Source organism: Micropruina sp., assembly GCF_047606665.1.
Lineage (GTDB): Bacteria > Actinomycetota > Actinomycetes > Propionibacteriales > Propionibacteriaceae > Micropruina.
The window spans coordinates 1-14,301 of sequence record NZ_JASGEF010000005.1; the positions used below are offsets into that span (position 1 = coordinate 1).

The window sequence follows — 14,301 nt, forward strand, 5'->3', positions numbered from 1 at the left end:
ACCACCACGGCTCCCACGCCCACGGTCACCACCACCCCGACCACCACGGCTCCCACGCCCACGGTCACCACCACCCCGACCACCACTCCGACGACGCCGGCTCCGGACGGAGCGACTGTCGAGATCAAGGGCGACCCGACCGTGGGTGGCAAGATCACGCTGGTCGGCAAGGGCTGGACCACAAAGGACGGCACGGCCGGCTCCAGGATCGTGGTCAAGCTCGATGAGGGGAAGGTCAAGAAGACCAGTGGCAGCGACCGCTGGTTCGCCTTCGAGGCCAAGGCCGACGGCACCTTCGAGCAGGAGCTGATCCTGCCGGACGGCACCACGCAGGGCGCCTTCGGCTCCACGCCGGCATTCGAGGCGGGCACGCACTCGCTGCTGCTGTGGAGCGGGTACTTCAAGAGCAATGACGTGCTGCGCACCGTCACCCTCGACCTGAACGTGGACAAAGCACTGCCGAAGCCGACGGTCACCAGCAGGCCGAACATCTTGGGCAAGGCCAAGGGCCACAACGTGCTGACCGCCAACCCGGGCAGTTGGAAGAACGCCGAGAAGGCAACCTTCCGCTACCAGTGGGTCCGCGACGGTAAGGCGATCGAGGGCGCGACCGGACGCACCTACCAGTTGACCGGTGCCGACGCCGGTGCCGAGCTCAAGGTCTGGGTCGAGGCCACCGCGCCCGAGGGTGCCTGGGGTGAGAGCGTCAGCCGGACGATCGACGTCGCGAGGGCCAACTCCAAGGTCACCGCGACCGTGGTGCGGGCACAGGGTGAGCAGCGGGCACTGGTCCGAGTCGAGATTGGCTCCAGGGACTGGATCAAGCCTGCTGGCCGGCTGATCATCCGCGCCGGCGGCAAGACCGTCTCGGTCAGGGCGTCCGACTACTACGTCACCGCCGATCTGCCCTGGCTGCGTCCGGACGGGAAGTACAAGGTCACCATCCGCTTCAGCGGTGATGACGCGTTGCAGGGTTCGTCGACCAGCCTGACCCTCCGGGTGGGCTGACCTCGAGAACCATCAAGGGTGGCGGCGCTTCGGCGCCGCCACCCTTATTCATTGCCACGGTTTCCGTTGGTCGAGCTTGTCGAGACCTGGCCGTGTTCGGCCTACTCAACCAGCAAGCGGCCAGTGCCGGACGTAGTCGACCCGCATGGTGGCCGGCAGGGTGGCGCTTCCGTCCGGGGTTCCGGGATAGGAGCCACCCATCGCCATGTTCAGAATCAAGTAGTAGCGGCGGTCGGCGACATCGAAGGGCCACGTGCCACCGTCCGGCACGCCGCTCGGGGTGACCGTGTGAACGAGCGTGCCGTCGTGGTAGAAGTCGAGCCGCTCGGGTTGGATCAATACACCGTAGCGATGCCATTCGCCGTCATTCACCGCGCCAGTCGAATGCCACTGATACTGCTGCCAATGCTCCGGCCCGCCGTGGATGGTGCTGGAGTATCCCCAGGCGCCGTTCACCGTCTCCATCACATCGATCTCACCGCCGTCCGGCCACGGTTCGCCCTGCGAACGCAGCCAGAACGCCGGCCACAGGCCGGACGCCGGCCAGCTGGGCAACTTGATCCGTGCCTCCACGTAGCCGTAGCCGACGGTGACCCGGTTGCGGCTGACCAGCCGCGCTGAGGTGTAGTCCGCGGCCGATCCCTCGCTCTTCCGGGTGACGATGCGCAGCGTGCTGTCGCTGGCGACGTAGGAGTTCGTTCGCGAGTCCGTGTACTCCTGCAACTCGCGGTTGCCCCATCCGGTGGCGCCGGTATCGAATCCCCAGTGCGCCGAATTCGGGATGCTGCCGGACGCCGCGTCGAACTCGTCGTGCCAGCTGAGCGAGCCGCACTGCGTCCCGATCGGACATTTGGTGCCGACCGGCACCACGCGGCTGCCTCGCTGCCGGCTGGCGGCGGACGAGTCGGCGCCGCCCAGCAGAAAGGTCGCGACCACGGCCGTCGACAGCGCGGTCACAGTGATGGCCATCCGGCCGCGGGTTCGAGACGGCTTCATTGACTGGAAAGGCTAGCGCTGTATCGGACGGTTCCAGCGTCGGCGTTCAGGACGATCATGAGCCTGCCTCCGTGGGTGTGTGTTCCGGGGGGTGATCCGACGACAGAACAGATCATACTTAGGTTAGTCTTACCTAAATGACCGTGTCTCGTGCGGCCGGGGTGGCCGTGGTGATCTGCGCCTACGACGAGGGTCGTTGGCCGGTGCTTCACGAGGCCGTCGATGCCTGTCTGCGGCAACTCGGCGAACACGACGAGTTGGTCGTGGTGATCGACCACAATCCTGCACTGCTCGCCCGCGCCGGCGAGGCCTGGGCTTCCCTCTCAGCGGTGCAGGTGGTACCCAATGCCGGCGGACGAGGCTTGTCGGGCGGTCGCAACACCGGCATCGAGCGCAGCAGCGCGGCCGTCGTGGCCTTCCTCGACGACGATGCCGTCCCGCGCGCCGGTTGGCTGGACGCCCTGCGAGCCAGGTTCGCCGACGGCCAGGTCGCAGCCGTCGGCGGCGCCGTCCAGCCGCGGTGGGCGGCCGGGTCGCCGCCGTCCTGGCTGCCGGATGAGTTCGGCTGGGTGGTCGGCTGCGACTACCGCGGGCTGCCCGCCGACGGCGCCCCGATCCGCAACCCGATCGGCGCCAATATGGCGGTCGCACGGGACGCATTCGAGACAGTCGGCGGGTTCTCGGAACGCCTCGGCCGCACCGGTGAACTGCCCACCGGCTGCGAGGAGACCGAACTGGGCATCCGGATCCACACCGAGCTACCGGGCCGGCTCGTGCTGCGCGACACCGCGGCGGTCGTGGATCACCTCGTCCCGGACGCTCGCGGCACGGTGCGCTATTTCGTCCGGCGCTGCTGGAACGAAGGTCGCTCGAAGGCGGCGCTCAGCTCACTGGTGGGTGCGGGAGCGGCGCTGGCCAGCGAACGCGGTCATGCATTCCGGCTGGTCACCGAGGCTCCGGCACGCTATCTGCGGCAGGCCCTCGTCGGCGATCGGGGCGGGCTCGCCCGTGCCCTCTGCTGCCTCGTAGGCCTCGCCGTCACCGGTGCCGGGTACCTCTCCGCACGCGCCCGCGGGGTCGCACGGGTGACCGGCTCGGCGCCCGGATTCGACCCGATCCCGGTCATCGATATCGAGCTGACCAGGGACAACACCACCGAATCTCAACCTCCACGTGAGGTTCAGGCCCTGGTCCGGAGCCAGGGTTGGCCACTGGGTCAGGTACGGGTGCGGTTCGACTCGCCGCCCCGCAGCAGCACCGACTGGCGGGCCGCCGTGGCCGCCGCCGATCCGGCGCTGCTGGCGTCCGCGGAGCAGGCGACAGAGCCGGTCGATCCACCGGCCGCGACCAGCGAGACGGTCAGCGTGGTGATCTGCACCCTGGGCCGCAACCCGGTGCTGGCCGACACGGTGCGCGCCGTCCTGGCCCAGCGCGGGCCGATGGACGAGCTGCTGGTGGTCGACAACGATCCGGGCTCGGGCGGGGCGACCTCCCTGCTCGCCGGAATCAGCGATCCACGCCTGTTCATCGTCGGCGAACCGCGCCGGGGGGCGTCCCACGCCCGCAATACCGGCGCCCGGCACGCCACCGGCGCGCTGCTCGCCTTCACCGACGACGACGCCGTACCCGATCCGGACTGGACGTTGCACCTGACCGCGGCGCTGACCGCGCACCACGGGATCGGCTGCGCCACCGGACTGGTGGTGCCCGCCGGTTTCGAATCGGCCGAACAGCTGCGCTTCGAGGAGTACGGCGGATTCGCCAAGGGCTATGCCACCACGCACTGGGATCCGGCCGGCGACCCGAGCCTGGCGTCCGCGTTGTCGGCGCTCGCCCAAGCCGTCGGCTCCCCCACCGATGCCGTTGCCGGACGCCGCGGCGCCGCCTTCCCCTACACCGCCGGAGAGTTCGGCTCCGGGGTGGTGGCACTGCGGGCCACCACGTTCGCGCGGCTGGGCGGGTTCGACCCCGCCCTCGGCCCGGGCACCCCCACCCATGCCGGTGAGGATCTCGACCTGTGCCGCCGGGTCTACCTGTCCGGAGCCGCGGTGGTGTACCACCCAGCGGCGATCGTCCGGCATCACCACCGCGCCGGCGACGCGCAGTTGCGCGATCAGATCTTCGGCTACGGCGTCGGTCTGACCGCCGCACTGACCAAACTGTTGCTTACCCAGCCACGGCACCTGATCGGCTTCGCCGCCCGTATCCCGGCCGCCGCGCACATGCTGTTCGCGGCCGACTCGAAGAAGAACGCGGCGCTGCCGTCCGACTTCCCGGCCGACCTGCTCCGGGCCGAGAAGCTCGGCATGCTGCTCGGCCCGCTGCGCTATCTGCGCTCCCGCGGGGGCGCCCGGTGAACGCCACGATCGGCGTCGTCGTCCCGGTCTACCGGGTGGAGCGTTACGTCGCCGGCTGCATCGCCTCGATCGGCGCGCAGAGCATCGCCCCCGACCGGGTGATCCTGGTCGACGACCGTGGCGGGGACGCCTCCATGGACCGGGCGCTGGAAGCCGCCGAACGGGCCGGACTGGCCGTCGAGGTGGTCACCCAGCCGGCGAACCGGGGCCTGTCCGCCGCCCGGAATACCGGCCTGGCCAGGCTGGATACCGACCTGGTCTGGTTCTGCGATTCCGACGACACGGTCGAGCCGGTGTTCCTGGAAGCGATGCGCGATGCGCTGCTGGCCCAGGACGCCCAGCTGGCGATGTGCCGGACGGCGCGGGTGGACGAGGCCGGTCGCACCCTCAGCATCGATGAGGACGCCTTCGACGCACCGGCGATGTCCGGTGCCGACCTGGCCCGGAGACTGCTGCTCAGCGAGGCTCGCGGCTACGCCTGCAACAAGCTGTTCCGCCGCGAGCTGCTCGGCGAGGCGCCGTTCCCCGAGGGCCACGTCTACGAGGATGTCGCGCCGCTGCTGCGGATCGCGCTGACCGCCGACCGGGTGGCGCTGGTGGACGCACCCCTCTACCGCTATCTGATCAACGAGAGCTCGATCTCACGCCGGTTCGGCCCGCACACCCACGATCTGTTCGTCCAGGACGACCACGTCCGGCGCCTGCTCGCCGACGCCGGCGTCCTCACCGGCGCCGAAGCGGACGCCTGGCGCTGGGCGCAGCTGCGCTTCCGCTACGACGGGGTGGTCTTCCCGGCAGCCAATATGGCGCTGCGGGCGAAGCTGGCCGGCGCCCACAGCGGCGACGTCACGGACGTCGTCCGGCGCGCCCGCGAACTGATCCGGCTGCCCGACCTTCCCCGACTGTGGCGCGGCGGCGCCCGGCGCCAGACCATCGCGGCAGCCGTGCTGGCGCTCAACCCCTGGCTGTACGCCCAGATCCTGCGCCGCCGCTGACCGCTCTCGACCGTCGTGACTTCGAGGCCTTGACTTCGAGGCGCAGGGCGCCACAGTTGTGGCTATGACTGCTGAACCGCTTCGCGAGGTGCGCGATCACCTCAGTGAGGTCATCGATCGCGTGGAGCGCCATCATGAACGGGGATCGCGTCGGTGGATGACGAGAATGTTCGCCTGGATCTCAAAGGGCTGTGGCAGCTGGCCTGGGGCGTCCACTGCTTTCCGGTGGTGCTCTTCGAATGCGGCAACCTCGCGCCCACGCTGCTGATCCTGCGAGCCACCGAGTTGCTCACCGCCAGTGCGGCCAGGGCGATGGCGGGCGACCGCGTACACGGCGGTCTCGCCCACCGTCGCGTTCGGCTCTGCGGCGACCTGGATGCTGCTCGCGGTGGTGGCGTCCGCCTGGTTCAGGACGCCGCGCCGGAACGGCTGAGCAGAGCCCGCAACCGCTCACGTCCGACGATCAGCGCCTGGCGGACGCCTGCGGCGCGGTTGCTGCGCCAACCCAGCAGGACCACCTCCGGGAGGCTGCGGAGCGCGTATCGCAATGCCGCCAGCAAGCCTCCACCACAGGGCCATAGCAGCCGCTCCAGCTTCTCGACGCTCATCGTGATTCCGCGTGCGGCGAGGTTCTCGGCGCAGATCCGCAGGTGCATGGCGCGTTGCGGGCCCGCCTCGAGCTGGCTGATCTGGCCGGCATGGACGCGGTAGCGCAGCCCCGGCTCGGCCAGGTTGGCCAACGTGCCGACCTCGGCCAGTTCGCTGAACAGTTTGAAATCCTCGGCATGCGGGTAATCCGCTCTATACCGGACGCCGCCGGCACGCAATGCGCCCGCCCGTAGCATCACCGCGGGGTGGGCGATCGGTGAGCCGAACACCAGGTGGGCGCGACAGTCCGCGTCGCTGCGCGGCGTCCGGACCACCCCCTCGGCCGCGCCGAACAGCAGATAGTCGGCGCCGCAGGCCACCAGCCGCGGGTCGCGCCGGAACTGCTCCACCTGGCGTCCGAGCCGGCCGGGCAGCATCGCGTCGTCGGCGTCCAGCCGCGCGATCAACTCGCCGCGGGCCTCGTCCAGACCGCGGTTGAGGGCGCCGATCAGGCCAGTGCGTTCCAGCCGCAGCACCCGTAGCCGCGGATCGTCGTACCCGGCCAGGATCTCCGGCGTGTCGTCGTCCGAGCCGTCGTCGACCACCAACAGTTCGAAGTCGGCGAAATCCTGTGCGACGACGCTGTCCAGTGCCGCCAGCAGGTGCTCCGCCCCGTTGTGCACCGGCATCAGCACGGTGACCACCGGCAGGCTCACGTCAGCCGCCGGATGGTCCGCCAGGTCGGCAGCAGCAGGATCGCGGTGGTCAGCACCTCGATCACCAGGTAGCTGTAGCCGATGCCGTCCAGCCCGAACCGTCCGATGGTCAGCGCGGTCCCGGCCACGGCGACCACGGCGGTCAGCATCTGCATCGCCATCGCCAACCGCAGCCGCCGGGCCACTCTGGCGACACCGGCGTAGAGCATGCCGACCAGCGACAACGGCAGGCTGAGCGCCATCAGCCGCACCAGCGACTCGGTCTCGACGGCGTACCGCTCCCCCAGCAGGCCCAGCAGCAGCGGCGCGCCGAACCACAGGAACACCGCGCCCGAGACCGACAGGGCCAGCAGAATGCTCGCGAACCGCAGGGTCAGCCGGCGCACGTCGGCGCCCGGCACCGAGGCCTGCGCGATGTAGGGGCCGACCACGGTGCCGAGCAGCAGCGCCAGCGCCGAGAACAACGTCCAGGCCATCGTGAAGCAGGCGTTCAGCTCGGGCCCGAGCCGGTCGACCACGATCAGCGGGATCACCAGCGGCGCCAACGCGCCGACCACCATGATTCCGACGGTGCTGCCGAAGAACGACCACAGCTCGCGGCGCGGCGGCAGCACCGGTGCTTGGCCGACGATCGTCTCGGCGGCGCAGTGTCGCCACACCACCGGCAGATAGATCACCACCAGAACCAGCGCGGGCGCGGCCCAGGCCACCACCAGCGATTCGCCGCCGACCAGGGCGAGGAACGCCGCCCCGGCCGCCAATCCCAGCTTGACCACCGCATGGACGATGTTCTTCCCGGCCGCCCAGCGCGCCCGCCGCAAGCCGACCAGGGTGTTGTCGAGCAGCGCGAACTGAGCCAGCGTGAGCACCAGCAGCGGGAAGCCGAGCCATTCCCAGTCGTGCACGAACAGCCGCTCGGTCGGGCCGACCAGCAGGAAGCCGAAGCCGAGCAGCAACGCCAGCCCGGCGGTGGCCAGCCCGCCCTGCAGCAGATACCGCCGGGTGTCCCGTCCGGCGACCGGCAGGAACCGTTCGTACATCCCGCCCAAGCTGAGGTTCGACACGGTCGCCAGCGCGGTCGCCGCCGACACGATCGCGGACGCCCGGCCGACCTCGGCGATCGGGAAGCGGTGCGCCGCGATGGTCCAGTAGGCCAGCCCGAGCAGCGCCGTCACGCCGGTCGACGCGGTCAGCGCCAGGGCGTCCAATTCCAGGGTTGCCCGGCCCAGCCGTGCCCGCCAGGTGGGCCTGGTCGGTGTCGTGGTCTCGGACGCCGTCATCGGATGGCCTTGTCGATCGCGGGTTCGGCGAGGCCGGCGATGAAGGCGTGACCGGCGTCGGTCAGGTGGGTGCGATCCCAGGAGTACAGCTGGGGGGCCGCGGACGCGCCGGGCATCTGTTGCGCCAGGTCGATGGTGGGCGCGCCGAGCTCGGCGGCGTAGTCGAGGGTGACCTGCTGGAATCGGGTCCAGTCCTGCGCCGAGGTCTGGTCGGGCACCGGCTGGGTGCCGAGCACCCAGGAGGCGGACGGCGCGACGGCCGCCACCTGGTCGTGCATCCGGCGCAAATGGGCCCCGAACCGGTCCGGGTCGCCGCTCTGCCAGAAGTCGTTGCCACCCAGCGACAGCACGATGACGTCCGGTTGAATCGCCTGGATCAGCGGCAGCAGTGCCGGCCGATCCAGCCAGCCCAGCCAGTCGTTGGTGCTGCTGCCCGACCAGGACAGGTTGTAGACGTCCACCGAACCGCTGCCAGCGCGGGCCAGCACCCCGACGACCACCCCGTCGCCCTGCACGGTCAAGGTGTCGTCCAGGGAGTCCACGGTGAAGCTGTGCGGGCCGGCGTCCGGGCTGGTGAGATCGATCCGTCGTTCCCCGGTGGACGCCGAGAACGACTGACCGGCGCGCTCCGCGACGACCTGGACGACCGCGCTGTCGTAGCCGTCGGTCTGCCACGTCACGCTGGCACCCGCGATCGCTCCGGGGATGCCGACCTTGGCGGTGGCTGCCCAGGCGCCCGCGCCCGCGGTGCCGATGCGGAAGCCGAACATCTCGCCGTTCACCGACGCCGGCAGCCAGGTGCCGCCGTCGCGGGCGGACTCGCCGCGTTCGGCCCGCACCCGTGCGCCGACCAGGTGCGGCCAGGTCTTCTCCAGCCCGGTCACCTGCCCCATGCCCTCGGACAGCGAATCGGAGAGCACCACCAGCCGCAGCGGCGTGGCCGGCGCCGGCCTGGTCAGCGCCAGGACGCCGGCCAGCAGCGCCACCCCCAGCACGATCGCCAGCAGCAGGCGCGGACGTCGAGGAGTGTTCACCGGACGGCCACCGCCGATGCTCGCCGCACCCGGCGCCGGGTGCGCAGGTAGACCACCGGTCCGACCAGGTAGCCGCGTCGTTCCGCACGGGTCGCCTCGGCCGGGAACACCGCCGATTTGCCGCGGTTCTTGGCCGACCGGGCGTCCAGCAGCAGCCGCAGCCCGCCAGGCAGCCGGCGCAGCACGTCCGCCGCGACCGCCGGCGAGCTCAGGAAGCGTTTGGTGACCACCGCGGCCATCCCGACGCCGTAGCCGTGCAGCTGTTCGACCAGCGCGGCCTGGTCGGCCCGGTGATGATGCCGGACGATCGCGGCCGGCCAGTACACCACGGTGCCGCCGGCGAGGTAGACGGCCTGGAAAGCGTCCAGGTCTTCGCCGCCGCGGGTCGGCGAGCCGGCCCCGAGCGCCTCGTCGAAGCCGCCGAGGGCGCGCAAGGCGGCCGCCCGGAACGCCATGTTGTTGCCCGAGCCGAAGCCACCGTCGAACGGGAAGGCCAGCCCCCGCGGGCCGGGCTCGGTGCCCAGCGCGGTGCCGCCGCCGTCGCGCCGCCAGTGCCCGGCGCCCAGCCCTTTGCCGAAGCCACCGGCCTCTTCGAAGAAGAGCTGGGCGCGGGTGGCCACCTCGGCCGGCAGCACCAGTCCGGTCACGCAGTCCACCTGCGGGTCGGCGTCGAAGACGGCCGCCAGCGCGGCCACCCAGTCGGCCGCGGGCATGGCGTCGTCGTCGGTGAAGGCGACCACCGGATGCGCCGCCTGTGCGAGGCCGGTGTTCCGGGCCGCCGACAGGCCGCGCCGCGGTTCGTCGATCACCCGCAGTCGTGGGTCGGCGACCTCCGCCAGCAACGTCCGCACCCGTCCTGAGGCCGGATCGTTGTCGACCACCACGATCTCCAGCGCGGCATGGGTCTGGGCCAGCAGGGCGGCGACGGTCTCCACCAGCCGGGGCTCGAGGCCCAGGGTGCAGACCACCACGCTCACTGCTATGTCGGCCCGGCCTCCGGCGACGAATCCGGACGGCGGCCGCACCGCTTCCTCGGAGACCCGGCGGCGCACGATCTCGGCCGCCGCCTGCGCCGAGTCGGCCCGGACGTCGACGATCGCGGACGGCCAGCCGCCGGCGGTGGCCAGCACGAACAGCCGCCCGTCGGCGTTGGGCTCCAGGGTGGGGTCAGCTCCCCCCTGCGGGTCGGCCGACTCGACCGCCCAGTCGACGCAGCGGATCGGCACCAGTGCGCCTGGATCGGAGGTCACGGACGCCACGTCGCCGCCTCCTGGCCACGGGTGGCGACCGGCACGTAACGGAGCACTGTCACGCCGTCGGCGTCCAGCACCACGTCCCAGCCGGGCCGGGTGCGCAGCTTCTCGCACAGCACGTCGATGGTGCCCAGCGGGGCGATCCCGCGATAGTCGGCGTAGGCGTCCATCCGCGGGCCGTAGAGGGCGAAGGTGGGCGCGCTCCGGTTCTCCAGGTGCGCCTCCAACGCCAGCAGGTAGTCGTCGGAGCGCAGCCCGTCCCCCTCGTTCTGCAGCGGACGGTCGTACTCCCAATCGTCGGTGAGCCGCCAGGCGTAGGCCTCACTGGCCCGCACCGGCCAGAACGCCGAGCCGGGACTGAGGTAGGCCTTTCCGGGAACACTCCGTTCGAGCAGGGTCTGGGCCTGATATTCGGCCTTGGTCACCGCGTAGTGGTAGAAGGTCGCGAAATAGGCCTGGGCAGCCGCGATCGCCAGAATCACCAGCACCGCCCCGCCGGTCAGCCGGACGCGCAGATCGCCGGCAACGACGCGGGTCAGCCACGGTCCGATGATCAGCGCGCAGCCCGGAATCGAGTACAGCATGACCCGCAGCAACGCCTCGCCGCCGTAGCTCTGCGCGAACAGGATCGAGAACGGCGAGAACGCCAACACGGCGGTGACCAGACCGGGTCCGCGGCGCCAGCGCGCCCAGCGCTGCCGGATCAGCTGGACGATCGCGAGCGCCGCCGCGACCCCCCACATGCCCAAGGTGGCCACTCGGTTGCTGACCCCGTGCACGGTCAGGGCCAGGCTGCCCAGATCGGCCGCCGCTCCGGTCTGCGCGTTGCGCAGCACGTCGACACCGGTGAACAGCCCGTAGGCGCTGGCGATCTCGAAATTGGCCGCCAACTGCCCCAGTGCGACCGCGGCCAGCAGACCCGCCAGCCACCACGACACCCGCCCGAACACCATCAGGACGCCGATCGCGCCGAGCAACCAGAACGGGGTGAGCTGGTGGCTGACCACCAGGGCCGCGAAGACCACCACCGCGAGCACCGCGCAGATCCGGCTGTTCCTGGCCTGGACGACGAGGGCGGTGGTGACGATCGCCAGGACGAAGCCGAGCGCCTGCGGCGAGAAGTAGTCCTGCGCCACCCAGTTCACCACCAGCGCCAGCATCGCCGCCGCGAGCGAGGCAGGAACCGACAGCCGCAGCGCGCGGGCCAGGGTGTACATCGCGCAGACTCCGGCGACGGTGACCGCCAGGGTGAACCAGGACGCGATCGCGAACGCCGACACACCGCTGGCCACGCTGATCCAACCGACCGCGGCGAAGAAGCCGGGCCAACCCTGGTAGATGTCCAGGCCGCGATGCAGCATGCCGGTGCTGGTGATCAGGTCGATGACGCCAAGGTGTTTGTACGCCCAGTCGACGGACGGCGCATCCAGGGTCAGCGGCGCGGTGCCGCGCTGAATCAGGCAGGTCAGCGCCAGCATCGTCCACAGCAACCCGACATGCCGATGCCGCAAGGCGATCAGGAAGGCCAGCACCGCCAGCAGCAGGGCGGCCGCAAAGGTCGGCACCGAGACCAGCGGGCCGAAGGTGGCAGCGTGGTCGGACGCGATCAGCGGCAGCGAGACCAGCCACAGCACCAACGCCGCAGCACCGATGCCGAGCGTCACCAGCGACCACCGGTCAGTCGGCAGCGCGATCGCCGGCCAACTCGGCCGGGTGACCGACATCGCTGCATAGCCGGTTGCCAGGCCCGCAATGACGACCGTCCCGAGTTGCGGCGGCCAGACCCCCAGCCACAGCGACACGGTCGGCGCCAGCACCGCCACCGATGCGCTCAGCGCCGGAACCAGGCCGATCGCGGGCAGCCCGGTCGGCGGCAGCAGCCGCACCAGGAGCAGGCCCGGAACCACCGTCCAGAACGCCACCGTCATCCAGCCCAGCGCCGGGACCGCCTGCCCCACGAGGGTGCCCACGGACAGCACCAGTGCAGCCCAGACGGCCCAGGCGCGCGTCGGCGACGGCAGCAGCGGGCGGCGGATGGCAGCGGGCAGCACGGAAGCAGTCAGAGTCATGGGAACCTTTACTTAGGTGAGCCTAACCTACCTCGGATGATTCTTTCGCTGAGTCGAGGTCCAGTGCCCGGACCGTCCCGTCCCCTGCGACACAGGACCAGACGAGCGGGCACGGGGAACGCCTAGTCGCGCCAGGCGACCTCACCGGTCTGCACCGACCACAGCGCCGCGTAGCTGCCGCCGGCGGCAACCAGCTCGTCGTGCGTGCCGGACTCGACGATCCGTCCAGCGTCCAGCACCCAGATCCGGTCGGCGTGCCGCACCGTGGAGAGCCGGTGCGCGACCACGATCGCCGTCCGGTCCCGGGTTGCTTCGCGCAGCGAGCGCTGAATGGCGGCCTCGGTCTCGTTGTCCACCGCGCTGGTCGCCTCGTCCAGCACCAGCACGGCCGGATCCCGCAGCAGCGCGCGGGCCAGCGCCAACCGCTGCCGCTGTCCGCCCGACAAGGTGATTCCCCGCTCGCCCACCCAGCTGTCCAGACCATCGGGCAGGGCTTCGATGAAGTCCAGCGCGGCAGCGGCATCGGCGGCCGCCCGGATCTCGTCGGGTCCGGCGTCCGGACGGCCGTAGGCGATGTTCTCCGCGATGGTGCCCGAGAACAGGTAGACGTCCTGGGCGACGTAGCCGGTGGAGCCGCGCAGCGAGTCCCAGTCGAGGTCGCGGACGTCGGCGCCGTCCAGCAGCACCGCCCCGGAGCGCGGGTCGTCGAAGCGCAGCATCAGGCGCAGCAGCGACGATTTGCCGGCACCGGTGGACCCGACGATCGCGTGGGTCTGCCCGGCCGGCACCACCAGGTCGATGCCGTGCAGCACGTCTGGTCCGTCGGCGTACCCGGCCCGGACGCCGAGCAGCTCGACCCGGCCACGCACCGGCTGCGGCAGCGAGCGGCGTCCGGCCGGCACGGTGATCGGGACGTCGAGCAGCGCCAGGATCCGGCTGGCCGAGGCGCGTCCGCGCTGGTACAGGTCGAGCACCTCGGCCACCTCGGTGAGCGGCCAGAGCAGCCGCTGAGTCATGAACACCAGCACCGAGTACAGCCCGACCTCGAGCTCGCCGTTCAGGGTCGCCCAGCCGCCGAGCAGCAGGGTGCAGGTGAAACCGGCCAGAATCGCCATCCGAACCAGCGGCACGAACGCCGCCGACTGCTTGATCGCAGCCAGGTTGGCCTGCCGGTAGGCGGTGGAGACCTCGGCGACCCGGCGCCGCTCGCGGTCTTCGGCGGTGAACGCCTTGATCGTGGTGATCCCGGCCAGGTTGGCGGCAAGGATGCCGGACAGGTCGGCCACGCTGGCCCGGACCGCGTCGTACAGCGGTTCGAGCCGGCGCTGGAAGAGCAGCGACCCGACCACGATCACCGGGATCGGCAGGAAGGCCAGCACCAGCAGCTGCCATGAGGACGCCGCGAAGACCGCCCCGACCAGCACCACGTTGAGCGCGGTCTGCAGCAACGCCGGCGCGCCGACGTCGAGGAACCGCTCCAGCTGGTTGACGTCGTCGTTCAGGGTGGCCAGCGTCGTCCCTTGTGGTCTGGTCTCATGCCAGCCGACGTCGAGGTGCTGCACATGGTCGTAGGCCTCGACCCTCAGCTCGTGCTCGACCCCCTGTGCCAGGCCGCGCCACAGCACGTCGGCCACGTATTCCGAGACCGATTCGAGAATCCAGACCACGCCGTTGATCACCGCCAGCCAGGCCAGCTGCTCGACCCGCGACTCGACGCCCAGCACCGCGCCGACGAAGGACGCCTTGCCGCGCACCACCACGTCGACGGCCGCGCCGATCAGCAGCTCGGGGAAGACGTCCGCGACCTTGTTGACGGTGGACGCAATCACCGCGCCCACGAAGCGCGGCCGGAACCGGCGTTGGCGTTCCCACAGCGCCCGCAGCGGCGCCTCGGCGGTGTGACTCATCGGGTCCCCTCGTTTCGAGCAGCCCACAAATGTACCGACCGCCGCGCCACGGGCCCGAAGGCGTCCAGACGGCTCGGCCGCCACGCGACCGTCCGTCC

Annotated in this window: 10 protein-coding genes; 3 read left to right on the forward strand and 7 right to left on the reverse strand. The window is 70.9% G+C overall.

Annotation, left to right across the window (positions count from 1 at the left end; all coding sequences use genetic code 11):
• Positions 1–1,008, forward strand: a 1,008-nt coding sequence (locus tag QM619_RS00535) for a hypothetical protein (RefSeq protein WP_415103217.1), incomplete at its 5' end; no start/stop codon positions are given.
• 105 nt (positions 1,009–1,113) lie between these two features.
• Here the strand turns inward: QM619_RS00535 and QM619_RS00540 are convergent.
• Positions 1,114–1,977: a glycoside hydrolase family 16 protein gene (locus QM619_RS00540; RefSeq protein WP_415103219.1), complete on the reverse strand. Its 864-nt coding sequence runs from the start codon at positions 1,975–1,977 to the stop codon at positions 1,114–1,116.
• A gap of 164 nt (positions 1,978–2,141) precedes the next feature.
• Between QM619_RS00540 and QM619_RS00545 the strand changes: the two genes are divergently transcribed.
• Both QM619_RS00545 and QM619_RS00550 read left to right on the forward strand, forming a co-directional pair.
• On the forward strand, positions 2,142–4,361 hold the full coding sequence (locus tag QM619_RS00545; RefSeq protein ID WP_415103221.1) for a glycosyltransferase: 2,220 nt from the start codon (positions 2,142–2,144) through the stop codon (positions 4,359–4,361).
• Positions 4,358–5,356 carry a glycosyltransferase family 2 protein gene (locus QM619_RS00550; protein ID WP_415103223.1) on the forward strand — a complete coding sequence of 333 codons (999 nt, stop codon included), beginning with the start codon at positions 4,358–4,360 and terminating at the stop codon, positions 5,354–5,356. Before QM619_RS00545 ends, QM619_RS00550 begins: the two co-directional genes overlap by 4 nt.
• Positions 5,357–5,763: 407 nt before the next feature.
• Here the strand turns inward: QM619_RS00550 and QM619_RS00555 are convergent, their stop codons facing one another.
• The 6 genes from QM619_RS00555 to QM619_RS00580 form a co-directional block, all read right to left on the reverse strand.
• A complete protein-coding gene (locus QM619_RS00555) occupies positions 5,764–6,660 on the reverse strand; it encodes a glycosyltransferase family 2 protein (RefSeq protein ID WP_415103225.1) in 897 nt (298 codons plus the stop codon).
• Positions 6,657–7,940 (reverse strand): lipopolysaccharide biosynthesis protein, encoded by a 1,284-nt coding sequence (locus QM619_RS00560; RefSeq protein WP_415103227.1) that lies wholly within the window; start codon positions 7,938–7,940, stop codon positions 6,657–6,659. Before QM619_RS00560 ends, QM619_RS00555 begins: the two co-directional genes overlap by 4 nt.
• Positions 7,937–8,974: an SGNH/GDSL hydrolase family protein gene (locus QM619_RS00565; RefSeq protein WP_415103229.1), complete on the reverse strand. Its 1,038-nt coding sequence runs from the start codon at positions 8,972–8,974 to the stop codon at positions 7,937–7,939. Before QM619_RS00565 ends, QM619_RS00560 begins: the two co-directional genes overlap by 4 nt.
• Positions 8,971–10,233 carry a glycosyltransferase family 2 protein gene (locus QM619_RS00570; RefSeq protein ID WP_415103231.1) on the reverse strand — a complete coding sequence of 421 codons (1,263 nt, stop codon included), beginning with the start codon at positions 10,231–10,233 and terminating at the stop codon, positions 8,971–8,973. Before QM619_RS00570 ends, QM619_RS00565 begins: the two co-directional genes overlap by 4 nt.
• Complete coding sequence (locus QM619_RS00575) at positions 10,221–12,296, reverse strand: hypothetical protein (RefSeq protein ID WP_415103233.1); 2,076 nt, start codon at positions 12,294–12,296, stop codon at positions 10,221–10,223. Before QM619_RS00575 ends, QM619_RS00570 begins: the two co-directional genes overlap by 13 nt.
• A gap of 122 nt (positions 12,297–12,418) precedes the next feature.
• Positions 12,419–14,203, reverse strand: coding sequence for an ABC transporter ATP-binding protein (locus QM619_RS00580; RefSeq protein ID WP_415103235.1), 1,785 nt, complete (start codon positions 14,201–14,203; stop codon positions 12,419–12,421).
• Positions 14,204–14,301: the final 98 nt, after the last annotated feature.